This window comes from Bradyrhizobium sp. UFLA03-84 (assembly GCF_002289535.1).
Classification (GTDB): Bacteria; Pseudomonadota; Alphaproteobacteria; order Rhizobiales; family Xanthobacteraceae; genus Bradyrhizobium; species Bradyrhizobium viridifuturi.
In genome coordinates this window covers 949,318-971,743 of the sequence record NZ_NSJY01000014.1, presented here as the reverse complement: position 1 = coordinate 971,743, position 22,426 = coordinate 949,318, and the positions used below count along the sequence as shown (strand labels likewise).

The following is a 22,426-nucleotide window of genomic DNA, read 5'->3' as shown; positions in this document are numbered from 1 at the left end:
GTAGTGTCATGACGTATGGTGACCGCAGGGCGGAGCGCGTCAAGCTCGAGACGCGCCACCCCGTCAATCTGATGGGCGTCGATGGCACGTGGCGGCGAAGCTGCATCCTGCTCGACGTCTCGCAGAGCGGCGCCCGGCTCGAGGTCGACGGAACGCTGGATGTGCTGAAGGCCCAGGAGTTCTTCCTGGTGTTGTCCTCGCGGGGACTGGCGTTCCGGCGCTGCGAGCTGGTTCGCGTCGACGGCACCGAAATCGGCGTCAGATTCATCGAAGAACGCAAGCGAAAGGGACACCCCGTCATTCCAAGATGAGATTTGCCGAGATGAGGATTGGCGGCGACCGGCTTGAGGGGAAGTTGACGACATGACCGTGCAGAGAGCGACCAACATCGCGGTATCGACCGCGTCCGCCGGGCCCCTTCGCGGGACCATCGAAATCGATTGCGCGGGCACCGTCGCCGCGTTCGAGATCGATGAGGAACTCGCCCACCGCCTCTGCGCCGATCTCGAACGCTTCCTGACCCAGGTCCCGCGCCGGACCGGCACGGCGCGATCCGGGTGACCTGCCCCCCGAACGCCGGCGCCGCTACTCGCGCTTGAAGCGGTAGTCGAAGCGGTCGCCGTCCGCCGTGATCAGGCCGACGGTCGGGGCCGGAAAATGGACCGGCAGGATCAGCGTGTCGGTCCCGGCAACAGAGGCAAAGAATTTTCGCCGCGACACCGCCGACTGCTTCGGATCCCAATCGGGCCTTGCCGACCACTCCGGCTCGCGGCACTGGATCGCATGGTGCATCAGATCGCCGGCGACCACCGCGCGCTGTCCCTTCGAGAAGATGTTGACGCAGCAATGGCAGGGCGAATGGCCCGGCGTCGGCGTCAGCGTGACGGTGTCGTCGAGCGCATAGTCGTCGTCGACCAGGAGCGCCTGCCCGGCCTCGACGATCGGCAAGCAATTGTCGCGAAACACCGTGCCGGGCGGATTGGCGCCCTTGGCGTTCTCCGCCTCCCAGGCCGCATACTCACGCTTGTGGAAGACGTATTTCGCATTCGGAAAGGTCGGCACCCAGCGCCCGTCGCGCAGCGTGGTGTTCCAGCCGGTGTGATCGATGTGCAGATGGGTGCAGAACACGTAGTCGATCTGCTCATAGGAGATGCCGAGTGCGAACAGCTCGTTGCGCCAGCGCTCCTTGCCCGGGAAATCGAACGGCGGCGCATGCCCCTTGTCCTCGCCGGTGCAGGTGTCGACCAGGATGGTGTAGTGCGGCGTCCGCACCACGAAGGTCTGGTAGGTGATCATCATCAAGCCGCGCGCGGCATCGAAGACCTCAGGCTCCATCGTCTTGAGGTGATGCTTGAACACCGCGTCGTCATAGGTCGGGAAGAAATCCTGCGGCCGCCGCCACGGCCCTTCGCGCTCGATCACCGCGTCGATCGTGATGTCGCCGATCCTGATTTGTCTCATGCCGTTTCGCTCCCGCTTTTTTGCTGAAGCGTAACGGGCGGCACCTGGCCTCACAAGCCGAGCAGCACGCAGCGTGCCATGCCGCTTTGCATTGCTGGTGGGAAACGGCGATGCCGCAATTCATCCGAAATGTTGTCCATGCTGCGCCGATGACCCACCGCGCGATTCAGATTGCTCTCCTGATGCTGACGATATTGCCGACGGCGGCGGCGGCCGCGCCCGATACGGTTTTCTTCCCGAGCGCCGACGGCAAGACCGAGATCATCGGCTATCTGTTCAGGCCGCAAATCCCGGGCCCACACCCCGCGATCGTGCTGCTGCACGGCCGCGGCGGCCCCTATTCGATCAACGTCAACAAGGACTGCGCGCTGGTATCGCGGGCCAATCCGTCCGCGGCCTGCAATGCCGGCAGCCTGTCCAAGCGCCACGCGATGTGGGGACAGTATTGGGCCGACCACGGCTATATCGCGATCTTGCCGGACAGTTTTGGGCCGCGCGGCAAGGCCCATGGCTTCGGCCGCTTCACCCATGGCGATTCCGATCGCGCCGACGTCAATGAAAAGACCGTGCGGCCGCTCGACGCCGAGGGCGCGCTGAACTGGCTGCGCAGCCAGAAGGATGTCAGCACCAATCGCATCTTCCTGCAGGGATGGTCGAACGGCGGCAGCACTGCGCTGAATGTGATGCAGCGGCAAGGCGCGGCGTTGGGCTATCGTGCCGCGCTGGCGTTCTACCCGGGCTGCGGACCGGCCGCCCTGCTGGCACAGACACTGACGTCGGCTGCGCCGATCACGATGTTGCTCGGCACCGCCGACGAAGAGGTATCGCCCGAACGCTGCCAGGACGTCGCCCGCCGCTCGATCGCCGCCGGCAGCAAGATCGACGTCGTGGTCTATCCCGACGCGACCCACGATTTCGACGATCCCGGCCGCAAGCGTCAATCGAATCCCGCCAACAGCGCGGCCCTGGAGGACGCGATGGTCAGGGCGATCGCCGCGGTAGATGCGCTGAAAAACTAGACTGCGGGTACCTGTTCTCCTCTTCTGTCATCTCGCCGTAACAAAAATCGTGCGACTGAAACGGCTCGCCATATCGAGGACAATGCCATGACCGCACCGAAGCCTTCCCGCCCAAAGCTTGCCGAAACCGTCATCGAGCCGACGGTCAAGCTGCGGGAGGTCGAGATCGGGCGTTGCTGTGAAGTGCTCGGCGACACGGCGATCGAATACACCGAGCTCGGCGACTACTCCTATCTCGGCAGCGGCTGCATGGTCGCCGACGCCGTGATCGGCCGGTTCTGCGCGATCGCGGCGCAGGTCCGGATCGGCGCGCCGAACCATCCGGTCGAGCGCCCGTCGCAGCATCGCTTCACCTATTGCCCTGAATACTACTCGGCCTCCGCCGAGCGCGATCACGGCTTCTTCAGCGAGCGGCGCGCGGACCGCGTCGTGATCGGCAACGACGTCTGGATCGGCCATGGCGTGATCGTACTGCCCGGCGTCACCGTCGGCGACGGCGCGGTGCTCGCAGCCGGCGCTGTGGTCTCGCGCGATGTCGCGCCCTACACCATCGTCGGCGGCGTGCCGGCGCGGCCGATCAAGGAGCGCTTCAGCCGCAGGATCGCGGCCGAGCTGTCGCAGATCGCCTGGTGGAACTGGCCGCCGGAAACCATCTGGGAGCGCCTGCCGGAGTTTCAGTCCGGCGACGTGGAAGCGTTCTGCGCGCGGTGGCGGGCTTGAGCTAGCTCCGCAACCCGGGCGCTTCATGGCCGGTGCGCGCGACGTATTCGGTGTAGCCGCCACCAAATTGATGGATGCCCTCGGGCGTCAGCTCCAGCACGCGGTTGGAGAGCGCCGCAAGGAAGTGACGGTCGTGCGAGACGAACAGCATGGTGCCCTCGAACTCGGAGAGGGCGTTGATCAGCATTTCCTTGGTGGCGAGATCGAGATGGTTGGTCGGCTCGTCCAGCACCAGGAAGTTCGGCGGATCGAACAGCATCTTGGCCATCACCAGCCGGGCCTTCTCGCCGCCCGACAGCACCCGGCACTTCTTCTCGACGTCGTCGCCGGAGAATCCGAAGCAGCCGGCGAGTGCGCGCAGCGAGCCCTGCCCGGCCTGCGGAAACGCATCTTCAAGCGACTGGAACACGGTACGCTCGCCGTCGAGCAGGTCCATCGCGTGCTGGGCGAAATAGCCCATTTTGACGCTGCCGCCGATCGCGACCGCGCCATCGTCGGGGTCGGTTGAGCCGGCCACCAACTTCAAGAGCGTCGACTTGCCGGCGCCGTTGATGCCCATCACGCACCAGCGCTCGCGGCGACGGATCATGAAGTCGAGCCCGTCATAGATCCGCTTGCTGCCATAGGCCTTGTGGACGTTCTTCAGGCTGACGACGTCCTCGCCCGAGCGCGGCGCCGGCTGAAATTCGAACGCCACGGTCTGGCGCCGCCGCGGCGGCTCGACCCGCTCGATCTTGTCGAGCTTCTTGACCCGGCTTTGCACCTGGGCGGCGTGCGAGGCGCGCGCCTTGAAGCGCTCGATGAACTTGATCTCCTTGGCGAGCATCGCCTGCTGCCGCTCGAACTGCGCCTGCTGTTGCTTGTCGGACAGCGCGCGCTGCTGCTCGTAGAACTCGTAATTGCCGGAATAGGTGGTGAGCTGCCCGGCGTCGATCTCGACCACCTTGTTGATGATGCGGTTGATGAACTCGCGGTCATGCGAGGTCATCAGCAGCGCGCCCTCATAGCCCTTCAGGAACTGCTCGAGCCAGATCAGGCTTTCCAGATCGAGGTGGTTGCTCGGCTCGTCGAGCAGCATCACGTCGGGCCGCATCAGGAGGATGCGGGCCAGCGCCACGCGCATCTTCCAGCCGCCGGAGAGTTTGCCGACGTCGCCGTCCATCATCTCCTGGCTGAAGCCGAGCCCCGCCAGCGCCTCACGCGCGCGGCCGTCGAGCGCGTAGCCGTCGAGCTCCTCGAACTGATGCTGCACCTCGCCATAGCGCGCGATGATGTCATCCATCTCGTCGGCCTTGTCGGGGTCGGCCATCGCGGCCTCGAGTTCCCGGAGCTCGGCCGCGACCACGCTGACCGGTCCTGCGCCGTCCATCACCTCGGCGACCGCGCTGCGGCCACTCATTTCGCCGACATCCTGGCTGAAATAGCCGATCGAGATGCCGCGATCGAGCGAGACCTGGCCCTCATCGGGGATTTCGCGGCCCGAGATCATGCGGAACAGCGTGGTCTTGCCGGCGCCGTTCGGGCCGACCAGGCCGATCTTCTCGCCCTTCTGGAGCGCCGCGGAGGCTTCGATGAAGAGGATCTGGTGGCCGACTTGCTTGGAGACGTTATCGAGGCGGATCATTCGAATACTGGGGGATTGAGGGTTTGCGGCCTCTTATTCGATCTGGGACGCGGGTGGAAGCCCATTCCGCAGGTCAGCCGCCATGCTCTGTGCATGCCACGATCGTTGCCAATGGAATATGACATGAGTCCTGCGGCGATCCGCATTGGGGGCATCACATGCAAGTCTGGTTTCTCTATCTCCTCGCGCTCGGCGCCGGCATCAGCGTTGCCACCCAGCAGGTCCTGAACGGCAATTTGCGGTCGGCCCTGAACTCGCCCGCCTGGGCCGGGCTGGTCAGCTATCTCGGCGGGCTCGTGACGATGGCGGTCGTGCTGGTCGCGACGCGGGAGCCGGTACCGTCCTGGAAACTGGTGGCGGCCGTGCCCTGGTGGGCCTGGAGCGGCGGCATCCTCGGCGGCGTGTTCATCCTTCTGATGATCCTGCTGCTGCCGTCGCTCGGTGCCGCGACCCTGCTGGCGCTGGTGGTAGCAGGCCAGATGATCGCGGGCATCGCGATGGACCATTTCGGCCTGTTCGGCCTGACGCAGCATCCGGTGTCGATCTCGCGACTGGTCGGTATCGCACTGATCATCGGCGGCGTGCTGCTGATCAAGGATTGAGGAAGCAGTCGCCGCGCTTTGGTTAGGCGCGGCGCATCAGCCGCAGTTCGGCCGACAGGCGAAGGCTGCGCTTGCCGGCCAGCGCGATGCCTTCGAGCTCGGCGCCGTCCTCGCGGCACGAGCCGGCGAAGCCGATGCCGACCTCATAGCCGCCGAACACCGGATACTCGCCCCTCGCCGGCGTGTGCTCCTGGTTGACGATCTCGCCACGCCAGCGGCCATCCGCCGACGAATACGAGCCGAGATAGTAGAAGAACGCATCGCCGCCGAGGATGCGGCCGTCCATCAGCAGCATCACCCCGGTGAGGCCGGCATCGACACCATCGAGCGCGCGGAGCTGGATCGCGTAGAGCCCGTTGGCGATGCCGCCTGGCCCAACCGCCCCGCGTGGCGGCAACGCCTCATCGTCGAGCGGCGCCAAATTCGCCCAGAACACGCCGTCCGGCATGGCGTCAGCCTTGCCCTCGAGCAGGATGGTCGAGCCCTCGGTTCGCCCGCGCACCTTGATGACGGCGACGTCGGCGCCCATCAGCGGCTGGAAGTTGACATCGTCGTTGTGACGTTCGGTGATCACGTCGGCGATGATCTCGCCATTCGTCACCTGATAGGTGCCGAGATGGGCGAAGGCCGAATTGCCACCCATCATCTTGCCGTCGTGCAGGCACATGATGCTTCGGCCGAATGCGCCATTGATGCCGTACTCGACCTTGTAAAGTCCGTTGAGCACGCAAAAATCCAATGAATAAAATTGATTCTGTTCGCCACATAGCACCGGGCCCAAAACCGCACCATTGGGTGTTTTGGCGCAGGGCAAGCCGGCAATGTCAGGGTGTGGACACCGGCCGATTCGTCGCTTAGCTGTAGGCATCCGCCCGCGTCGTGCCGCGTCGCGCGGGATCTATACTCCCTGTTCACTACTCTCCAGTTCTTTGCGTCCAAGCATTTGCGCATTCCGCTAATGGTCGCGCGGCCGCATCCGGCTGCGGCGTTGGCGCGAGGCTTCGAGGAGCATCACATGATCAATCGATTTCGCGCGGCCGCCGCGCTGGCACTGCTGCTCGGCAACAGCGGTGCTGCGCTGGCCCAGTCGCTGCCCGACTACATGGCACCGATCTCGGGCAAGACCTCTTCGACGCCGGCCGATGTCGCGACCAAGGATGTGCTCGCGCTCAACACCGGCATGTTCGAGCTCTATGGCGATGCGGCACGGATCTTCCAGAAGAACGTGCTCGACAAGCACCCGGTGATCCTCGGCCTGTTCTCCGGCGCCGGCGGACGCCTGATCCTGTACCGGCCGGGCAAGCCGCCGACCGAGGCGCCGCAGGTGCCGATCGTCTATCAGCTGCTCAAATCGGTCGGCCACAGCACAATGGCGCTGGCCGAGGTGGTCGGCCCCTATGTCAACAATCCCGACGACAAATCGTGGCGTGGGTCGATGCAGGCCTATCGCAGCCGGATGCAATCGGCGCTTGACGGGCTCGACGCCACGCCGATGCAGGCGGACTGGCGCGACAACAACCGCGCCATCCTCAAGAACAACATCGCCTTCATGGACGAATGCCTCGCCGCCGGCGCGATCCCGTTCGCGACGCTCGAGGCATTCGGAAAGAAACAGGCGCCACTGCTCGCCAAGAACGTCGCCTGGGCAGCGCAGACCCAGGTCGCGCACTGGATGACGGTCATGGCCGATTGGAAGGCCCAGCTCGGCCCCGACTGGGACAAGACCTATGGTGCGAGCAACACGATCTACGTGGCTCGGCAGAACAACGTGATCTTCAGCGTGCTGGCGCAGTTCTTCGGGCCCGACGCCATCAACAGCCGCCTGATGCTGATCGAGACCATCTCCTTCACCACGACGCCGTCGGACATGCTGGAATCGCTGACCCGGATCATCGCCGACCGCTCGGTCGGCGCGCTGTTCTTCGGCAGCTACCATTTGATGGATTACGAACTGATGGGGGGCGATGCGCGCGAAGCGATCATCGCGGAGACCAGGAAGCGCGGCATGACGGCCTTCCTGCCGCCGCTGGTGCCGTTCGGCTCCAAGCAATGGCCGACCCTGATCACGCCGGGCCCGGGACCGGCCACCATCGCCGACCTCAAGTGAGGCCAACGCTGCAGGTGAGAAGGCTACGACCTATTGCGGCATTGCCGTTGCACTCGCTTTGCCGCAATACTTCCACGTGTATTTCAAAACTTGTTAAACCCCGGCGCGATATGCCGTCGAGGTGTCGATGAAAGATCGGACCATGCGGCCCTCGCGACGCGAATTCGTGAAGTGGTTGTCGGCAGGCGGCATCTCGGTCAGCCTGTCGCATCTGGCGCTTGCCAAGGAGCCGGCTTTCGCGAGCCGCGAGACGCTGCCCGGGCGCGGCCATTTCAATCCGGCGGCCAAGGGCGCCGGCCGCGTCGACGGCGTGGCCAAGGTCACCGGCGCAAAACTCTACGCGTCCGACTTTCGCGCCGCCGACATGCCGGGCTGGCCTGCGACCACCTCGCACGCCATCCTGGTCCGCGCCAACGACGCCACCCATGTCTATGCCGGCCTGGACCTCGCCCGCCTCGATGGTCCGGCGAAGCCGTCGGTCGTCGTGACCGCAGCCGACCTCGAGCGGATCGGCACAAGGGTGCCCGAGTTCCATGCCGGCGACCTGCTCTGTCCGGTCGGCAAGACGCCGCTCTATCTCGGACAACCGGTCGCGCTCTTGATCTTCGAGCAGTTCGACGCCTTCGACCGCGCGCGCCTCGCGCTGCGCGATGTCGGCTTCGTCAAGTTCGGTGACGAGACCGGGCCGGTCATCCTCCCGGACTTTGGCGCGTATCGCTTCACGCGCGTGGCCGGCGCGACGCCCGATGCGCCCGACGTCTATTCGCCGATCCAGGCCGGCTGGGTTTCGCCGAGCCGCATCCAGAACGCGGCGCTGCCGGTCTGGCTGCCGCTCGCCAAGGAGACCAAGGCCGACTACGCCAAGGCCGCAATCCATGGCGAAGCGATCCGCGCCCAGCTCGCCAAAGACGATCCGTCGCAGCTAGTGCTCGACCGCGAGTTCGAGACCCAGTCGGTCGATCCGATGTTCCTCGAACCGGAAAGCGGTCTGGCCTGGTACAGCGACAGCACCGGCAACCTCGAACTGGTGCTCGGCGTGCAGTCGCCCTATGAGGCGGCCGAGTCGATTGCCTTCATGCTCGGCAAGGCCCGGTCCCCGTTCCGCCCCTCGCACATCAATGCGCAGTTCGCCCATGTCGGCGGCGGCTTCGGCGGCCGCGACCACACTCCGTTCGTGCTCTACGTGGCGCTCGCGGCGATGTTCTTCCCGGGACGGCCGGTGCGGCTGGCCCACGACCGCTACCAGCAATTCCAGGGCGGCATCAAACGTCACGCGATCAAGATGCGCTCAAGGATCGGGATCGATCGCGCCAGCGGCAAGATCACGGCATTCGCCGCCGACCATGTGCTCGACGGCGGCGGGCTCGCCAACTTCTCCGCCAACGTCGCGGTCGTCGCCGCGACTGCAGCGATCGGCATCTACGATATCCCGAAGGTCGACGTCACCACCGTGGCGGTGCATTCGCGCGGCGTCACCGCCGGTTCGATGCGCGGCTACGGCACGCTGCAGACCATGACCGCGCTGGAAGTGCTGATCGACGAGGCGGCCAGCGAGCTCAAGGCCGATCCGATCGCGTTCCGCCGCAACAATGCGCTGAAGCAGAACGGCCGGACCATGACCGGCAATCCCTACATCGTGTCGGTGCGAACACCTGACATCCTCGACAAGCTCGAGAAGCATCCGATCTGGCAGCAGCGCGCCGACTTCAAGCAGAAGGCGCCGGAGGGACGGCTGGTCGGCACCGGCGTCGCCTGCGTCACCAAGGATTACGGCTCGGGCGCGGATTGCTCGCTCGGCCGGGTCGAGATCGATCCCGAGGGGCGGATCGCGATCCACTGCGATCATGTCGAGATGGGCAATGGCGTCGGCACCGCGCTCGCCAACCGGGTCGCGGGCCATCTCGGCGCCGTGGCCGACGAAGTCGCGGTCTCGCGGGTCGACAGCTACGAGGCGCTCGGGCTCGTCACCTCCGGCGATCCCTACACGATGGACCAGAAGACCCAGGACCGCGCCGAAAAAAATCCGCGCTGGGTGCCCGCGATCAGCTCGGCCACGAGCGCCTCGATCGGCGCCCATGTCGGCACGCACTCCGCGGCCGAGGCCGCCCGTATCATCTTCCGCTTCGGCCTGTGGCCGGCGGCGCTCGAGCTCTGGCACATTGCGAAGACCGATCCCCGCGCCCGGCAATGGGACAAAGCGCGCTGGCGGGACGGCCAGCTCGTGCTCGATGATCTCGCCCCGCTGCCATTGCCAAGGCTTGCGGCGACCGCGCATGCGCGCGGCTTCGTCACCGGCGCAATCGCGCACAGTTTCTCGCGCTGGGCCTGGTCGCGCGCGCGCTTCCCGCTGTTCGGCGAGCAGGTCCGCGCCGAGATCGATGCGCTGGCGATCCGCCGCGGCCGCGGCCGGTTCGAGCGGATCGACCGAACCAGCGTGAAATTTCCGCCGACCGACAACAACCGGATCGGCACCGCATACACCTCGATGTGCGGCACGCTGGTCCGCGTCGAGATCGAGCGCGCGACCGGCATCTTGCGCATCGCCAAGGCCTACAGCGTGTTCGAATGCGGTCAGGCGCTGGTGCCTGAAGTGGTGCTCGGCCAGTCGCATGGCGGTTTTGCCATGGGCGTCGGCTACGCGCTGCTCGAATCCCTGCCGCCGTTCGAAGGTGGTCCCGGCAACGGGCAATGGAATCTCGGCCAGTATCTGATCGCGCGCGGCTCCGACCTGCCGCTGCACGATCTCGAGATCGAGATGCTGCCGCCGCTGACGCCGGACGAGCCGCCCAAGGGCATGGCGGAGGTTGTCATGATCCCGATCGTGCCGGCACTGCTCAACGCCATCAACGATGCCACCGGCCACCGCTTCCGCTCGTTGCCGGTGACAACGAGCCTGCTCAAGGGAGCGCTTGCGTGACGACGCTCAACCTCACCATCAACGGCCAGAAGCATGGCCCGATCGAGGTCCGCGACGAGCTCTCGATGAACGATTTCCTGCGGGAAATGCTCGGGATGACCGGCACCAAGTTCGGCTGTGGCGCCGCGCAGTGCCTGAGCTGCGCCGTCATCATCGATAATCCCGACGGTACGAGCTACACCACGCCGACCTGCGTGGTGCCGGCGGCGAATTTCGACGGCATGGCGATCCGCACCGTCGAGGGCCACGCCAAGGACGGCGAGCTCTCGGCGTTGCAGCGCGCGTTCATCGACCACTTCGCGTTCCAGTGCGGCTATTGCACGGCCGGCTTCCTCAATGAGGGCCAGGTGTTGCTCGAGCGGCTGGCGAAGGCGCCGGTGGCGCGTGACCAGCTCGAGGCCGTCATCGCGGAGGCGCTCGACGGCCATCTGTGCCGCTGCACCGGCTACATCAAATATCACCAGGCAGTGCGCGATGTGATCCTCGCCGATTCCAACCGCTATCTGACCGCCAACAAGTGAGCCCGCGATGACATCGGACACGCGGTTTCGGATCATTGCGGTGCTGACGGCGCTCGCGACCAGCCTGTGCGCCGGCTACGCAGCGTCGGAGAGCGCAAGCCACGCCCTCGCCTCGCCGGAGAGCTTTGCCGGGATCGAGAATGTCGAGCAGCGCTCCGCAGCGATCTTCACCGAGCTCGGCAAGGTGCTGACGCATCCGCGCTGCACCAATTGCCATCCCGCCGGTGACAGCCCGCGGCAGGGCGACATAAGCCGCATGCACCAGCCGCCGGTCTCGCGCGGAGCCGATGGTCACGGCACCAACGCGATGCGCTGCTCGATCTGTCATCAGCACGCAAATTTCGATCCCGGCCGCGTGCCGGGGCACCCGGAATGGCATCTCGCGCCGCGCGAGATGGCATGGGCCGGCAAGACCGTCGGCGAAATCTGCGCGCAGATCCGCGATCCCGCACGCAATGGCGGCCGCAAGGTCGAGGAGCTGATCGAGCATATCGGCAAGGACACGCTGGTCGGCTGGGCCTGGCATCCCGGTTTCGGTCGCTCACCGGCACCCGGCACGCAGGCACAGGCCGGCGCGCTGGTCGAGGCCTGGGTGAAGACCGGCGCGGCCTGCCCCACGCCGTGACGCATGATCTGGAAAAGTGCGCAGCGGTTTCCGAAAAGATCATGCGTCCACAAAGAGCACGCGGTCCTAGTGGCGCTTGAAGTACTGCACGTCACGCTCGTGCTTCTCTGCGGCGGCGCGTGACTTGAAGGTGCCGAGATTGCGGCGCTTGCCGGTCTTCGGATTGACCTTGCGGGAGTACAGCCGGTATTCGCCGGAACGCAGCTTGCGGATCATGACGTCGCCTCGCCAATGCCTTTCGCGGGTCAACGATACGCGGGCGTGAGCGTTCCTGTTTGATCAGAAGCAAAGATTGGTCACGGCATTGCCGCGCTTGTCCTTGATGACATAGGGACAGCGGGCGCGCTCCAGCGCCTTCTTGGCATCCTCATCGCCGAGCGCGGCGGCGCGCTCGTAATAGGCTTTTGCCGCATCGCTATCCTTCGGCCCTCCGCGGCCGGCCTGCGCGAAGGCGCCCATCCGCTCGAGTGCGCCCGGATGGTTCTGCGCAGCGGCCTTCTCGAACAATGCCCGCGCGCCGGCATCATCTTGCGCGCCGCCCTTGCCTTCGGCGAGCATCATGCCGAGCTGGTACTGCGCTTCCGCATTGGTCTCGGCAGACTTGGCGAGCAACTCGCGCGCACGTGCCGGATCCGCAGCCGCGCTGCCGCCGAGCGCCGCGAGATTGCTGACGCCGCGCGCATTGCCGGCCTGCGCCGCGCGCTCGAACAATTTGCGCGCCTGCGCCTCGTCCTTGGCCACGCCGGTGCCGTTGCCGTAGAGCACGCCGAGCTCGACCATCGCCGACGTCGAGCCCTTGTCGGCCGCCTTGCGCCAGGCGGCGGCCGCTTCCGCCGTCTGCCGGTTGGCGGCATAGGCACGGCCGAGTTCGTACATCGCGCGGCGCGACGATTTTGCCGCCACTGCGCAATACTTGACCGCGGTCGCGATATCCGCCGACGCGATCTCGGACACGCCTTTCACGTCGGCCGGCTTGTCCGGATCGGAGGGATCGGCGGCGAGCCGGTCGCACAGCACGAGGTCGGCGGATTGCGCATGGGCGAGCGCCGGAGCAGCCAGCGCTGCGACGACGACAATTGCATGGAAGGGTCTGAACATGGGCGGCAGGTTGCGTCGCGGTGCAGGCAAATTCAAGGCTCGAGCCCGGTCTCGCGCAGCACCGGCGCGACCTCGGGTGACGACAGATAACGCAACAGATGCTCGGCGGCCGCGGCGCGCTGCGAGGCCGTCATCCGGCCTGCGGAAAACACCGCCGGCGTCTGCAAATCCAGCGGAATTGGCCCGACGACCTCGATGCCGTCGACCTGCTTCAACTCGCTGATCTGCTGGATCGCAAGGTCGGCCTCGCCGGTGACGAGCTTCTCCGCGGTGAAGCCCATTGGAATGATCACCGCGCGCGCGTTGATCGCCTCGGCGATGCCGAGACGCGCGATCAGCTGCGCGAACAGGATGCCGCTGGCGCCGAGCCGCGAATAGGCCACCGCCCGTGCCCCGAGCAAAGCCTCTCGCAACGCGGCTTCGGTCGCGATGTCGGGATGCGCAGCCCCCGCCTTCACCGCAACGCCGACATAGGAGCGCGCCAGGTCGACTGCACTTTCCGGCGTAACGCGCACCTCGCCGATCATCTCCTCGAGGCCTTCGCGGGTCAGGATCACCACATCGGCCACCTCGCCGCCACGCAGACGTTCGAGCAGCGCCAGCGTCGGCGCGAAATCCGCATCGATCGCAACCCCGCTTGCCGCCTGATAGGCCGCGGCAAGGCGCGCGACCGCGCCCTTCAGCGCCAGCGTCGAGAGCACACGAACCGAATGGTCCATCCCGCTTACGCCCGTCGCATCAGCTTGAGCGCGGCGGTAAGACGGAGGCTGCGCTTGCCGGCCAGTGCAGTCGCTTCGAGCACGGCGCCCTCCGCATCGCAGGTGCCGGCGAAGCCGATCCCGACCTCATGGCCGCCGAAGATCGGGTTCTCGCCCATCGCCGAGGTGTGCTCCTGGTTAAGGATCTGGCCTTTCCAGCGGCCTTTCTCGGAGGTGTAGGTGCCGAGATAATAGAAGAACGCATCGCCGCCGAGGATGCGGCCGTCGTTGAGCAGCATCACGCCGGTGAGGCCGCCGTCGATACCATCGAGCACGCGGATGTGGATCGAATAGAGCCCGTTGACGATACCACCCTCGCCGACCCCGCCGGCGATTGGGATGTCGCCCTCCGTGATCGGCGTCATCACCGACTGGAACGGCACGCCGGGCAACTCCTTCAGCTCGCCCTTGAAGCGGTAGAGCTCGCCGTCCGGCCCGCCTTTGGCGAGCAGCGTCGCATCATCGGTGCCGGCCATGGCGCGGTAGTTCAGGTCGGGGTTATGGCGGACCGTCTGGATCTCGACCGCGACCTCGTCGCCGTCTTTCTCGTAGGTGCCGATATGGGCGAACGCCGAATTGCCGCCGAGCATCTTGCCGTTGCCCACATACATCACGCTGCGGCCGACGGCGCCGCCCAGCTCGAACCGGACCTTATAAAACCCCTCAAACAAGCGCCGTGTCCCCGGCAGCAAATATTCATTCGTTATCTAGCGCGGTTCATAACGCAGCGAAACCGCTTTCGGCGGCGAGCCGCCCGCAAACACTGTCGTAAAAAGCAAGGGTCCGCCAAGGCAGTCGCCCTGGCGGACCCGATTGCGGTACCGGATGGCTCCATCCGGGTCCGGAAGCGCTCAGGCCGCAGCCGCTTAAGCGGCAGCCTTGGCGCCGGTCGGAACCTCGGAGATCGTCTTCAGGATCTGCGAAGCGATCTGGTAGGGGTCGCCTTGGGAGTTCGGGCGGCGGTCTTCCAGATAGCCCTTATAGCCATTGTTGACGAAGGAGTGCGGAACGCGGATCGACGCACCGCGATCAGCCACGCCGTAGCTGAACTTGTTCCACGGCGCGGTCTCGTGCTTGCCGGTCAGACGCTTGTCGTTGTCCGGGCCGTAGACGGCGATGTGGTCCATCAGGTTCTTGTCGAAGGCCTTCATCAGGCTTTCGAAATATTCCTTGCCGCCGACTTCGCGCATGTACTTGGTCGAGAAGTTGGCGTGCATGCCCGAGCCGTTCCAGTCGGTGTCGCCGAGCGGCTTGCAGTGGAATTCGATATCGATGCCGTAGCTCTCGGTGAGACGCAGCATCAGATAGCGGGCCATCCACATCTGGTCAGCAGCGGTCTTGGAGCCCTTGCCGAAGATCTGGAATTCCCACTGGCCCTTCGCCACCTCGGCGTTGATGCCTTCGTGGTTGATGCCGGCGTGCAGGCAGAGATTGAGATGCTCTTCGACGATCTTGCGGGCAACGCTGCCGACGTTCTTGTAGCCGACGCCGGTGTAGTACGGACCCTGCGGAGCCGGATAACCCTGCTCCGGGAAGCCGAGCGGGCGGCCGTCCTTGTAGAAGAAGTACTCCTGCTCGAAGCCGAACCAGGCGCCTTCGTCGTCCAGGATGGTGGCGCGCTTGTTGGACGCGTGCGGCGTCTTGCCATCGGGCATCATGACTTCGCACATCACCAGCACGCCGTTCTCGCGCGCTCCGTCGGGATAGCAGGCGACCGGCTTCAGCACGCAGTCAGAGCTGTGGCCTTCAGCCTGCTGGGTGGACGAACCGTCAAAGCCCCACAGCGGAAGCTGTTCGAGGGTCGGGAACGACGCGAATTCCTTGATCTGCGTCTTGCCGCGCAGGCTCGGCGTCGGCGTATATCCGTCGAGCCAGATATACTCGAGCTTGTACTTGGTCATTGAACCTCTCTGTTGATGATGCAAAACCGTGAGGAACCGAAAGCCAGTCGGCCGCCGCACGCGTACCCGGCCACCATCGGCCAGCTCTTACTAAGCAATTAAAATGCCAGTCGCTGCACTGCGGCACCGCCCAGCCGGCGGATGTCCACAGCGGACATCGCATTTTTCTCTGCGACAAAGTAGCGCGGCTGGCATGCGCCGCGATCAGCCAAAATCTTCTCCTCACCCCCTCCACCGCCCGTTTCTGCAGCAAATTCGGCTACGGCTTGGGCCGCCGATTAATGCGGCGGCAGCGCCGTGTGACAGTTCGTGTCCAACCGCCGGGTGCCCGGCAACCATCGGCTCGGCCCAAGCGTTGGTCAGCTGCATCCTGCCTCGCAGGATGCAAACCGGGACTTGCACACGAATTAGACAAAACCTGACTATTTCTTGGTCACTTGCACCCTGCCGAGCCCGGACCGATGTTGAAAGCACGGTAACCACACACGAATGAGTCGGGCGCACCATGGAGGCTCGCACCGGCCAAAGGAGACTTTGACATGATCACCACGGGCCAAAATCAGGGATCGGCAACGATCTATCAATTCCCGGCAGGGGGCCGCGCGGCTCTCGGCGGACGCCGCTACGGCGAAGTACGGACGGCACGCGATCTTGCCGCTGAGGTCGAGACCTCGGCATGCAGCGAGAGCTGGTACCACCAGGCCGCCATCGACGACGCCAAGCCGAGCCGCGATCACTGATGTCGATCAGGCGGAGAGGCGTGACGCACAAACGTCAGACAACAGAGCGGTAAGAGAGGGTCGGAACGAAGCGTTTCGGCCCTTTTTTCATGCCAGCTCGCAGGCCGTGACCGGCCGCTTCGCATGGCGCAGCGTGGTCAATCCGGCCCGGCTGATCTCCAGCGTGACGCCACCGCCTTTGTAGCGCGCACCCCTCAGCGACAGCCGTTTCGTCGCCGTCACCGCCTTGCCGTCGACCTGCAGATGCGCACGCGTGTCACCATTGAAGAACGCTGCAATGAACTGCGTGCCGTCGGCACAACGATAATTCCGGAAGGCGGACTGCGCCGGCGCCGCCGAAGAACCAAAGATCATTAGAAGAATTGCGCCGATCGGAATGGCGCCCCCGCGATAAGTCATATTCTCCCCCCGAGAGGCCGGCTATAGACCTGTCTGCGCCGATACTCCTGCGCAAGATCCTGCGCATCAAGACCTCCTCAATCAAGCCCGCAACAGCTGCAACAGGCCCGCCGATGTCAGAAGCCCCTGCCCGTCACCTCAATCTCGCCGGCGCCAGCAATTTTCGTGACCTCGGCGGCTACCAGACGCGTGACGGACGGACGGTGCGCTGGCGGCAAATCTTCCGCTCCAACCATCTTGCGCATCTCACCGAGCAGGACGTCGCGGTGGTGCGTGGCCTCGGGGTCAAGAGTGCATTCGATTTCCGCGGCGTCGCCGAGCGCGCCGAGGCGCTGTGCGGCATGAACGACGTCACCGTGCATTCCCTGCCCGTCGAGCCGACGGTGGTGGCTGCGCTGCGCGAGATCGCCAGCAGCCGCGCGCTCTCGGAAGCCGACGCGATCGACGTGATGCGAGATTCCTATCGCGGCTACGTGCAGGACAACACGCCGCGCTATCGCACGCTATTTGCCCATCTGCTCGAAGACCGCGCGCCGCTGGTGATCCACTGCACCGCAGGCAAGGATCGCACCGGCTTTGCCTGCGCGCTGATCCTGCACGCGCTCGGCGTATCCGAGCAGGTGATCGCGGACGACTATCTCCTGACCAACCAGTACTACAAGCGCGATCCGGCCCACAGCACCGAATTGCCCGACGACGTCAAGCAGGTGCTCGGCACCGTGCGCGCGGCGTTCCTGGAGGCGTCGTTCGAAGCGATCGATGCCGACTATGGCAGTCTCGACGGATATTTCCGCGAGGGCCTCGGGCTCGGCCCGGCCGAGCGCAAGGCGCTTGAAGGCCGCTATCTGCAGGCCTGATCGGTTCGCTCAGGCCGCGGCGGCCTCGAGCTCGAGCTCTGCGTCGAGATCGGCGATGACGTCCTCGAAGGCCGAGATGGCCTGCTGGATCGCCGCGATCTGCATCAATTCCCAGCTACCCACCGGGCCCTTGCGATTCTGTAGCGCTACGACGAGATCGCGCCGCTGTTCCTTAAGCTGAACGAGCGGTAAACCGTGATCCGGAAGATTTCCCATTGCAAAAACCCCTACCTTGGCTGGAGTTCCGCTTCTAAGGAAAGGGTTCTGCAAACGACTTACAGAACTGCCGCAAATTTTATCCAACTGGCCTTCCCCCGTAGTCTTACGTAGTCAGGACGACGTGTTCGCGCTGCGCGCCACCGCATCGTTGATCGCACCGAGCAACGCTTGCGTGACGCAATCGGTCGCCCACTCGCTCGTATGGAGATGCTCCTGCGCACCATCGTCGAGCTCGGAAAGCGGAATTCCGCCATCGACCCATTGCTTCATCAGCGCAAAGCGGCCGAACAGGTTGACCTTCCTGCTTGCAGCGACGTCGGCGATCATCGGCATGAACTGGTTGGCGAGCTTGAGCACGTCCGGCGTGCCGATGATTGCCTGGGTGTATTGCGAGTCCATCACCACGACGTCCAGCGGCAGCCCGGCGAGCACATCCAGCCCTGCCTCGAATGTCGCTTGCACCTGATCGAAGTTGTAGTTCCTGTACACCGCGTTGGTGCCGACCTGCCAAATCACCATCACCGGTGCTTCAGCGATGACATCGGACTCGATGCGCGAGAACTCTTCCGGCGCCTCTTGCCCGCCGATCCCCCGGTTGATGATGTCGATCATCCGGCCGAAGGACTGCTTCTGGCTCCGCCACAGCATCTCCAGCCGTGGCGGAAACGGGAGGATCTTGTCGGCTCCCGCGGTCGATGACGATCCGAGGGCAACGATCCTGATCTTGCGTTCGCGCTCGAGCGCTTGCGCAAGATGCGGCAATCCGTAGCTGAACTTGACGAGTTCGAGATGGGTTTCGCACGGCCTTGGTGTCGGCATCGCAAACATCCCTGAGGCGAATGAACTGATGAATGCGCGCAGTAGGAGATGAAATCGGCGGCATTGCAAATGAATTCCGCCTGATCATAGTGGACGCTCGCCTGTTGCTGATACGGAGACCGCCATGAACGGAAAAGCCATCGTCATCACCGGAGCGCTTGGCGCGCTTGGCAAGGTGGTCGCCGAAGAAGCCCTGGCGCGCGGTGCCCGCGTTGCCGGCATCGATCATGCGGCCTCGCAGCTTGCGGCGACGGCCGACCGCATCGAGCTCGGCGGGGTCGACCTCACCGACACCGCGCATGCGACGGCTGCAATCGACAAGGCGGCGGCGCATTTCGGCCGGCTCGACGCACTGATCAACATTGCCGGCGGCTTCACCTTCGAGGCGGTCAGCGACGGCGATCCCGCGACCTGGCAGCGCATGTATGCGATGAACGTGATGACCGCCTTCAACACCTCGCGCGCGGCGATCCCGCATCTCACCAAATCCGGCGCCGGACGCATCGTCAACATCGGCGCGCTCGGCGCCTTGCAGGCCGCCTCCGGCATGGGTCCCTACGCCGCCTCGAAGGCCGGCGTGCACCGCCTCACCGAGTCGCTCGCCGCCGAGCTCAAGGGCAAGGTTACGGTCAACGCCGTGTTGCCCTCGATCATCGACACCGCCGCCAATCGCGCCGCGATGCCGAAGGCCGATGTCTCCAAATGGGTGTCGCCGAAGGAGCTCGCCGAGGTGATCCTGTTCCTCGCCAGCGATGCTGCCAGTGCCGTCACCGGCGCGCTGCTGCCGGTCAACGGGCGGGTTTAGTCCGCAACCAAGAGCCGTAGCTTCGACCTGAAGCGGATGCTCTGCTTGCCGGCAAGCGCCATGCCGTCGCCCTCGGCGGTCTCGTCGGTATAGGTGCCGGTAAAGCCGATGGTCACGACCTTGCGTTCCCAGACCGGGCGTTCGCCGTAAGTCGGCGAATGCTCCTCGTTGGTGACCTCGCCCTTCCACCTGCCGTCGGCCGCGGTATAGCTGCCATAGGCGTAGAAGAACGAGTCGCCGCCGCGCATCTGGCCGTCGCGCAGCACCATGACGCCCTGGTTGCCGCCAGAGACGCCGTCGAGAAATTCGACGGTGATGTGATAGAGCCCGTTCCGGATCATGCAAATGGTCGCGCCGTTGTCCCCGGCCCAACATAACCGCTTGGCCGCGCATTGGGCAAATTCGATCCGCCTCGATGGGCGCAATTCCGCGCTATGCTGGCGCACCGAGTCGCGGCCGGAGGCCGCAGGAGCCTGCCCGTTGGAAACCGCGCTTTACCAGCCCGTCAAACGCTTCCTCGAAAAGCTCGGCTTCACGGTGAAGGGCGAGATCGGCGGCTGCGACCTCGTGGCGCTGAGCGGCGACGATCCACCGGTCGTCGTGATCGGTGAACTCAAGCTCGCATTCAATCTCGAGCTGATCCTCCAGGCGGTCGATCGCGCCGGCGCCGCCGACGAGGTGTGGATCGCGGCCAAGGTCTCGGCCCGCGGCAAGGGCCGCGAGAGCGACGCGCGGTATCGCAATCTGTGCCGGCGGCTCGGCTTCGGCATGCTCGGCGTCACCGATCGCGGCGACGTCGAGGTGCTGGTGCCGCCGCCGACCGCAGCACCGCGCCGCAATCCGAAGAAGCGCTCGCGCCTGATCACCGAGCATCGCAAGCGCAAGGGCGATCCTGCCATGGGCGGGTCGACGCGGGCGCCGATCATGACCGCCTACCGGCAGCAGGCGCTGGCCTGCGCCTGCGCGCTCTCGGACGGGCCGCGGCGCGTCAAGGACCTGCGGGCCGAGTGCCCTGACGCCGGCAAGATCTTGCAGCATAATGTCTACGGCTGGTTCGATCGCGCCGAGCGCGGCATCTATGTCCTGACCGATGCCGGCCGCGCCGCGCTGAAACGCTGGCCGCAGCAGCCAATCAGTGCGTCCGGGGCAGAAGCTGCCTCGTAAAGCATGATCCGGAAAAGTGCGAAGCGGTTTTCCGAGAAGATCATGCTCAAACAAGAACCCTGAGCGCGATGAAGACGTCGCGCTTTGGACTGGGGGAGATCATGATTGTCGTCACCGGCAGCGTCAGCGCCCGCCCCGACTCATTCGACGAGGTGAAGCGTTTGAGCCTCGAGCATGTCCATCGCTCGCGCACCGAGCCCGGCTGCATCTCGCACGCAGTCCATGTCGACTGCGAGAATCCGCTCAGGCTGGTGTTTTTCGAGCAATGGGCCGACCGCGCCGCGCTGGCGGCGCATTTTGCGGTCCCCGCGTCGCGCGATTTCGTCCGCTCCCTGCAATCTCTGGCGGCCGCAGCGACCACCATCGAACTTTATGACGCTCACAAGATTGAGAGACTCTAGCTGCATGGCTGTATTGCCATCCCACATTCATATTGCAATGCAACATTAGGCACCTTACGTATCTCCCGCGATTCAAGGATGAGGCGACGATGAGCGGAGATTGGAACACCAAATACGGCACAAGGCGTGTGCGGCACGATCCGCCGACGCTGGAAGAGGCAATCTTCGCCGCCATCGGTATCACCGACGACGTGGAGGCCCAGGCCGAGATTGCATCGTCCCTGATGGGGCTGCCCTATGACGAGGTGCTGGCCGAGGTGAAGAAGACCGCGCGCGTCAGCGCCCGCACCGGCACGGCGACCCGCGTGATCGCTGGCGAACAGGGCGCGCAGCGTTCCGTCGTGGTCGAGCGCCGCGTGGTCCGCCGCTTCGCGATCGACAAGCGCACCGGCACCTGAACGACACCATCCAGTCATTCAAAGAAAAAGGGCAATCCACTGAGTGGATTGCCCTTTTTACGTTTGACGTGAGATCTCAGCTTCAGGCGGCCCGACCCCAGCCGGACATCTGCATCACCATTCGCCAATAGGCGCGGTTCATGTCGACGAGCGCGCGCGCGGCCGCGACCGGCGTCACGGGCACGATCGCCGGTGCTGGCTCGGACTGGCGCTGTTCGGTCAGGTCGATGCTGCCCGTGGATTCACCGTGACGGAAGGTCAGTTGCGCACCGAACTTGGTGGCGAGCGCTCGCATTGCGTCGTTCTGCGCGCCGGTGGTGATGCGCAGGCCGGTGTAGCCCTTGGCATGCGCCTCGGCGATCAGCTTGCGGAACAGCGTGCTGCCGACGCCCTTGCGCCGCGCCGACCGCTCGACGCTGAAGGCGATCTCGGGCTGCGCATCCGGCGACTGCTCCGGCGGATGCAGCTCGGCCGCACCGCGGACCACGCCGTCCTCGAAATAGGCGATGATGACCGTGCCGTCGTTGGCGCAGCGCTCGGCATAGCGGCGGATGAAACTGTCGTCGATGAAGCCATGAAAGCGATCATGACGGCTGGTTCGATCCAGTCTCAGCAGATGATCGCGCAGCAGAGGAAGCTCCTCCTGCTGGCTCAACGTCCGCACGGTGCCCCGAGCAGATGTCGAACTGATGGAATCGTGGTTCATTTCATAACTCCTCTTGGTGGCCCTCGAGGAGGCGTCGACTCCCTAACCCGTCCTATATTGTGCGTTGCACCATATAATTCAAGTGTCTAGATTCATTTAAGTAAACAATGATGTGATCTGAAAATCACATCATTGCCTCATCATAATACCAATTGCGTTTGCGTAACCACGGCGACCAGCTTGCCGTCTTCGGTCTCCAGCCTGGTCTGCCAGACCTGGGTCCGCCGGCCCCGGTGAACCGGCGTCGCCGTGGCGATCACAGTGCTCCCCTCCTTGGCGCCGCCGATGAAGTTGGTCTTGCTCTCCAGCGTCGTGGTGCCCTTGGCATCCTCAGGCAGGTTGATCACGGTGGCAGCGGCGCCGACCGAGTCCGCAAAGGCCATCACCGCGCCGCCATGAATCGTGTTCCGCAGGGTGCAGAGGTCCGGTCGCACCACCATCTTCGCGACCACGCGATCCTGCCCAGCCTCGGTGAAGGTGACGCCCTTCAGTTCCGCAAACGGCATCTTCATCGACTGGATCTTTTCGAGCGGCGTCATGGGCACTCCCTGCTTGTGGCCTTCTT

At 64.9% G+C, this 22,426-nt stretch carries 29 protein-coding genes; 15 read left to right on the top strand and 14 right to left on the bottom strand.

What is annotated here, in order from left to right; all coding sequences use genetic code 11:
- Positions 1 to 8: 8 nt before the first annotated feature.
- The gene (locus CK489_RS26140; protein ID WP_050627618.1) at positions 9 to 311 is read left to right on the top strand and encodes a PilZ domain-containing protein; all 303 of its coding nucleotides are present in this window, start codon (positions 9 to 11) and stop codon (positions 309 to 311) included.
- 52 nt (positions 312 to 363) lie between these two features.
- The gene (locus tag CK489_RS26135; RefSeq protein ID WP_095734312.1) at positions 364 to 561 is read left to right on the top strand and encodes a hypothetical protein; all 198 of its coding nucleotides are present in this window, start codon (positions 364 to 366) and stop codon (positions 559 to 561) included.
- A gap of 24 nt (positions 562 to 585) precedes the next feature.
- Here CK489_RS26135 and CK489_RS26130 read toward each other — a convergent pair whose 3' ends face one another.
- Positions 586 to 1,461 carry an MBL fold metallo-hydrolase gene (locus CK489_RS26130; protein ID WP_050627616.1) on the bottom strand — a complete coding sequence of 292 codons (876 nt, stop codon included), beginning with the start codon at positions 1,459 to 1,461 and terminating at the stop codon, positions 586 to 588.
- A 110-nt stretch (positions 1,462 to 1,571) separates the two neighbouring features.
- Between CK489_RS26130 and CK489_RS26125 the strand changes: the two genes are divergently transcribed.
- A complete protein-coding gene (locus CK489_RS26125; protein ID WP_245350506.1) occupies positions 1,572 to 2,480 on the top strand; it encodes a dienelactone hydrolase family protein in 909 nt (302 codons plus the stop codon).
- Between the two features lie 87 nt (positions 2,481 to 2,567).
- The gene (locus tag CK489_RS26120; protein WP_095734311.1) at positions 2,568 to 3,200 is read left to right on the top strand and encodes a DapH/DapD/GlmU-related protein; all 633 of its coding nucleotides are present in this window, start codon (positions 2,568 to 2,570) and stop codon (positions 3,198 to 3,200) included.
- A gap of 1 nt (position 3,201) precedes the next feature.
- On the opposite strand, the gene CK489_RS26115 is transcribed toward CK489_RS26120, so the two are convergent.
- Positions 3,202 to 4,824, bottom strand: a complete 1,623-nt coding sequence (locus CK489_RS26115) for an ABC-F family ATP-binding cassette domain-containing protein (protein ID WP_095734310.1) — start codon at positions 4,822 to 4,824, stop codon at positions 3,202 to 3,204.
- Positions 4,825 to 4,982: 158 nt separating this feature from the next.
- Between CK489_RS26115 and CK489_RS26110 the strand changes: the two genes are divergently transcribed.
- Positions 4,983 to 5,426, top strand: coding sequence for a DMT family transporter (locus CK489_RS26110; protein WP_095734309.1), 444 nt, complete (start codon positions 4,983 to 4,985; stop codon positions 5,424 to 5,426).
- Between the two features lie 22 nt (positions 5,427 to 5,448).
- Here CK489_RS26110 and CK489_RS26105 read toward each other — a convergent pair whose 3' ends face one another.
- The gene (locus tag CK489_RS26105) at positions 5,449 to 6,153 is read right to left on the bottom strand and encodes a GrlR family regulatory protein (RefSeq protein ID WP_095734308.1); all 705 of its coding nucleotides are present in this window, start codon (positions 6,151 to 6,153) and stop codon (positions 5,449 to 5,451) included.
- 288 nt (positions 6,154 to 6,441) lie between these two features.
- On the opposite strand from CK489_RS26105, the gene CK489_RS26100 reads away from it, so the two are divergent.
- The 4 genes from CK489_RS26100 (at position 6,442) to CK489_RS26085 (ending at position 11,596) form a co-directional block, all read left to right on the top strand.
- Positions 6,442 to 7,533: a hypothetical protein gene (locus CK489_RS26100; protein ID WP_095734663.1), complete on the top strand. Its 1,092-nt coding sequence runs from the start codon at positions 6,442 to 6,444 to the stop codon at positions 7,531 to 7,533.
- 142 nt (positions 7,534 to 7,675) lie between these two features.
- Complete coding sequence (locus CK489_RS26095; RefSeq protein WP_095734307.1) at positions 7,676 to 10,450, top strand: xanthine dehydrogenase family protein molybdopterin-binding subunit; 2,775 nt, start codon at positions 7,676 to 7,678, stop codon at positions 10,448 to 10,450.
- Positions 10,447 to 10,971, top strand: a complete 525-nt coding sequence (locus CK489_RS26090) for a (2Fe-2S)-binding protein (RefSeq protein WP_095734306.1) — start codon at positions 10,447 to 10,449, stop codon at positions 10,969 to 10,971. Before CK489_RS26095 ends, CK489_RS26090 begins: the two co-directional genes overlap by 4 nt.
- Before the next feature lie 7 nt (positions 10,972 to 10,978).
- Complete coding sequence (locus tag CK489_RS26085) at positions 10,979 to 11,596, top strand: Isoquinoline 1-oxidoreductase subunit (RefSeq protein WP_095734305.1); 618 nt, start codon at positions 10,979 to 10,981, stop codon at positions 11,594 to 11,596.
- A 66-nt stretch (positions 11,597 to 11,662) separates the two neighbouring features.
- Here the strand turns inward: CK489_RS26085 and CK489_RS26080 are convergent, their stop codons facing one another.
- From CK489_RS26080 to CK489_RS26060, 5 genes are all read right to left on the bottom strand, one after another.
- Positions 11,663 to 11,812, bottom strand: coding sequence for a hypothetical protein (locus CK489_RS26080; protein WP_016843021.1), 150 nt, complete (start codon positions 11,810 to 11,812; stop codon positions 11,663 to 11,665).
- 63 nt (positions 11,813 to 11,875) lie between these two features.
- On the bottom strand, positions 11,876 to 12,694 hold the full coding sequence (locus CK489_RS26075; protein WP_050627609.1) for a tetratricopeptide repeat protein: 819 nt from the start codon (positions 12,692 to 12,694) through the stop codon (positions 11,876 to 11,878).
- 32 nt (positions 12,695 to 12,726) lie between these two features.
- Positions 12,727 to 13,413, bottom strand: coding sequence for a substrate-binding domain-containing protein (locus tag CK489_RS26070; RefSeq protein ID WP_095734304.1), 687 nt, complete (start codon positions 13,411 to 13,413; stop codon positions 12,727 to 12,729).
- Between the two features lie 5 nt (positions 13,414 to 13,418).
- Positions 13,419 to 14,123, bottom strand: coding sequence for a hypothetical protein (locus tag CK489_RS26065; protein ID WP_095734303.1), 705 nt, complete (start codon positions 14,121 to 14,123; stop codon positions 13,419 to 13,421).
- A 195-nt stretch (positions 14,124 to 14,318) separates the two neighbouring features.
- On the bottom strand, positions 14,319 to 15,353 hold the full coding sequence (locus tag CK489_RS26060; protein ID WP_050627606.1) for a glutamine synthetase beta-grasp domain-containing protein: 1,035 nt from the start codon (positions 15,351 to 15,353) through the stop codon (positions 14,319 to 14,321).
- Between the two features lie 539 nt (positions 15,354 to 15,892).
- On the opposite strand from CK489_RS26060, the gene CK489_RS26055 reads away from it, so the two are divergent.
- On the top strand, positions 15,893 to 16,093 hold the full coding sequence (locus tag CK489_RS26055; protein WP_050627605.1) for a DUF2735 domain-containing protein: 201 nt from the start codon (positions 15,893 to 15,895) through the stop codon (positions 16,091 to 16,093).
- Between the two features lie 87 nt (positions 16,094 to 16,180).
- Here the strand turns inward: CK489_RS26055 and CK489_RS26050 are convergent, their stop codons facing one another.
- Positions 16,181 to 16,492 carry an MliC family protein gene (locus CK489_RS26050; protein ID WP_095734302.1) on the bottom strand — a complete coding sequence of 104 codons (312 nt, stop codon included), beginning with the start codon at positions 16,490 to 16,492 and terminating at the stop codon, positions 16,181 to 16,183.
- 113 nt (positions 16,493 to 16,605) lie between these two features.
- Here CK489_RS26050 and CK489_RS26045 point away from each other — a divergent pair, with 113 nt between their 5' ends.
- Positions 16,606 to 17,349: a tyrosine-protein phosphatase gene (locus CK489_RS26045; protein WP_095734301.1), complete on the top strand. Its 744-nt coding sequence runs from the start codon at positions 16,606 to 16,608 to the stop codon at positions 17,347 to 17,349.
- A 9-nt stretch (positions 17,350 to 17,358) separates the two neighbouring features.
- On the opposite strand, the gene CK489_RS26040 is transcribed toward CK489_RS26045, so the two are convergent.
- Together CK489_RS26040 and CK489_RS26035 are read right to left on the bottom strand one after the other, a co-directional pair.
- Positions 17,359 to 17,565: a hypothetical protein gene (locus tag CK489_RS26040; protein WP_035634033.1), complete on the bottom strand. Its 207-nt coding sequence runs from the start codon at positions 17,563 to 17,565 to the stop codon at positions 17,359 to 17,361.
- 114 nt (positions 17,566 to 17,679) lie between these two features.
- Entirely contained in the window at positions 17,680 to 18,387 is a 708-nt protein-coding gene (locus CK489_RS26035; RefSeq protein ID WP_050627641.1) for an SGNH/GDSL hydrolase family protein, read from the bottom strand.
- Positions 18,388 to 18,511: 124 nt separating this feature from the next.
- Between CK489_RS26035 and fabG the strand changes: the two genes are divergently transcribed.
- Positions 18,512 to 19,192, top strand: a complete 681-nt coding sequence (gene fabG / locus CK489_RS26030) for a 3-oxoacyl-ACP reductase FabG (RefSeq protein ID WP_095734300.1) — start codon at positions 18,512 to 18,514, stop codon at positions 19,190 to 19,192.
- Here fabG and CK489_RS26025 read toward each other — a convergent pair.
- Complete coding sequence (locus tag CK489_RS26025; RefSeq protein ID WP_050627601.1) at positions 19,189 to 19,533, bottom strand: GrlR family regulatory protein; 345 nt, start codon at positions 19,531 to 19,533, stop codon at positions 19,189 to 19,191. The two genes, fabG and CK489_RS26025, sit on opposite strands and share 4 nt — an antisense overlap.
- 139 nt (positions 19,534 to 19,672) lie before the next feature.
- Between CK489_RS26025 and CK489_RS26020 the strand changes: the two genes are divergently transcribed.
- The 3 genes from CK489_RS26020 to CK489_RS26010 all read left to right on the top strand — a co-directional run bounded on the left by CK489_RS26020 (position 19,673) and on the right by CK489_RS26010 (position 21,155).
- On the top strand, positions 19,673 to 20,356 hold the full coding sequence (locus CK489_RS26020; RefSeq protein WP_050627640.1) for a DUF2161 domain-containing phosphodiesterase: 684 nt from the start codon (positions 19,673 to 19,675) through the stop codon (positions 20,354 to 20,356).
- 68 nt (positions 20,357 to 20,424) lie between these two features.
- Positions 20,425 to 20,757 (top strand): putative quinol monooxygenase, encoded by a 333-nt coding sequence (locus CK489_RS26015; protein ID WP_347336286.1) that lies wholly within the window; start codon positions 20,425 to 20,427, stop codon positions 20,755 to 20,757.
- A gap of 89 nt (positions 20,758 to 20,846) precedes the next feature.
- Positions 20,847 to 21,155, top strand: a complete 309-nt coding sequence (locus CK489_RS26010) for a hypothetical protein (protein ID WP_021079685.1) — start codon at positions 20,847 to 20,849, stop codon at positions 21,153 to 21,155.
- 82 nt (positions 21,156 to 21,237) lie between these two features.
- On the opposite strand, the gene CK489_RS26005 is transcribed toward CK489_RS26010, so the two are convergent.
- Both CK489_RS26005 and CK489_RS26000 read right to left on the bottom strand, forming a co-directional pair.
- Positions 21,238 to 21,861, bottom strand: a complete 624-nt coding sequence (locus CK489_RS26005) for a GNAT family N-acetyltransferase (protein ID WP_050627600.1) — start codon at positions 21,859 to 21,861, stop codon at positions 21,238 to 21,240.
- A gap of 140 nt (positions 21,862 to 22,001) precedes the next feature.
- Positions 22,002 to 22,400, bottom strand: coding sequence for a PaaI family thioesterase (locus CK489_RS26000; RefSeq protein WP_050627638.1), 399 nt, complete (start codon positions 22,398 to 22,400; stop codon positions 22,002 to 22,004).
- Positions 22,401 to 22,426 lie beyond the last annotated feature (26 nt).

Bases quoted from the DNA above. Each gene is read 5' to 3' on its own strand.
- CK489_RS26080 (WP_016843021.1), bottom strand. From the start codon at position 11,812: ATGATCCGCAAGCTGCGTTCCGGCGAATACCGGCTGTACTCCCGCAAG.
- CK489_RS26010 (WP_021079685.1), top strand. From the start codon at position 20,847: ATGAGCGGAGATTGGAACACCAAATACGGCACAAGGCGTGTGCGGCAC.
- CK489_RS26130 (WP_050627616.1), bottom strand. From the start codon at position 1,461: ATGAGACAAATCAGGATCGGCGACATCACGATCGACGCGGTGATCGAG.
- CK489_RS26000 (WP_050627638.1), bottom strand. From the start codon at position 22,400: ATGACGCCGCTCGAAAAGATCCAGTCGATGAAGATGCCGTTTGCGGAA.
- CK489_RS26050 (WP_095734302.1), bottom strand. From the start codon at position 16,492: ATGACTTATCGCGGGGGCGCCATTCCGATCGGCGCAATTCTTCTAATG.
- CK489_RS26040 (WP_035634033.1), bottom strand. From the start codon at position 17,565: ATGGGAAATCTTCCGGATCACGGTTTACCGCTCGTTCAGCTTAAGGAA.
- CK489_RS26045 (WP_095734301.1), top strand. From the start codon at position 16,606: ATGTCAGAAGCCCCTGCCCGTCACCTCAATCTCGCCGGCGCCAGCAAT.
- CK489_RS26060 (WP_050627606.1), bottom strand. From the start codon at position 15,353: ATGACCAAGTACAAGCTCGAGTATATCTGGCTCGACGGATATACGCCG.
- CK489_RS26070 (WP_095734304.1), bottom strand. From the start codon at position 13,413: ATGGACCATTCGGTTCGTGTGCTCTCGACGCTGGCGCTGAAGGGCGCG.
- CK489_RS26015 (WP_347336286.1), top strand. From the start codon at position 20,425: ATGAAGACGTCGCGCTTTGGACTGGGGGAGATCATGATTGTCGTCACC.
- CK489_RS26120 (WP_095734311.1), top strand. From the start codon at position 2,568: ATGACCGCACCGAAGCCTTCCCGCCCAAAGCTTGCCGAAACCGTCATC.
- CK489_RS26140 (WP_050627618.1), top strand. From the start codon at position 9: ATGACGTATGGTGACCGCAGGGCGGAGCGCGTCAAGCTCGAGACGCGC.
- CK489_RS26095 (WP_095734307.1), top strand. From the start codon at position 7,676: ATGCGGCCCTCGCGACGCGAATTCGTGAAGTGGTTGTCGGCAGGCGGC.
- CK489_RS26005 (WP_050627600.1), bottom strand. From the start codon at position 21,861: ATGAACCACGATTCCATCAGTTCGACATCTGCTCGGGGCACCGTGCGG.
- CK489_RS26115 (WP_095734310.1), bottom strand. From the start codon at position 4,824: ATGATCCGCCTCGATAACGTCTCCAAGCAAGTCGGCCACCAGATCCTC.
- CK489_RS26110 (WP_095734309.1), top strand. From the start codon at position 4,983: ATGCAAGTCTGGTTTCTCTATCTCCTCGCGCTCGGCGCCGGCATCAGC.
- CK489_RS26075 (WP_050627609.1), bottom strand. From the start codon at position 12,694: ATGTTCAGACCCTTCCATGCAATTGTCGTCGTCGCAGCGCTGGCTGCT.
- CK489_RS26135 (WP_095734312.1), top strand. From the start codon at position 364: ATGACCGTGCAGAGAGCGACCAACATCGCGGTATCGACCGCGTCCGCC.
- CK489_RS26055 (WP_050627605.1), top strand. From the start codon at position 15,893: ATGATCACCACGGGCCAAAATCAGGGATCGGCAACGATCTATCAATTC.
- fabG (WP_095734300.1), top strand. From the start codon at position 18,512: ATGAACGGAAAAGCCATCGTCATCACCGGAGCGCTTGGCGCGCTTGGC.
- CK489_RS26125 (WP_245350506.1), top strand. From the start codon at position 1,572: ATGCCGCAATTCATCCGAAATGTTGTCCATGCTGCGCCGATGACCCAC.
- CK489_RS26085 (WP_095734305.1), top strand. From the start codon at position 10,979: ATGACATCGGACACGCGGTTTCGGATCATTGCGGTGCTGACGGCGCTC.
- CK489_RS26035 (WP_050627641.1), bottom strand. From the start codon at position 18,387: ATGCCGACACCAAGGCCGTGCGAAACCCATCTCGAACTCGTCAAGTTC.
- CK489_RS26025 (WP_050627601.1), bottom strand. From the start codon at position 19,533: ATGATCCGGAACGGGCTCTATCACATCACCGTCGAATTTCTCGACGGC.
- CK489_RS26100 (WP_095734663.1), top strand. From the start codon at position 6,442: ATGATCAATCGATTTCGCGCGGCCGCCGCGCTGGCACTGCTGCTCGGC.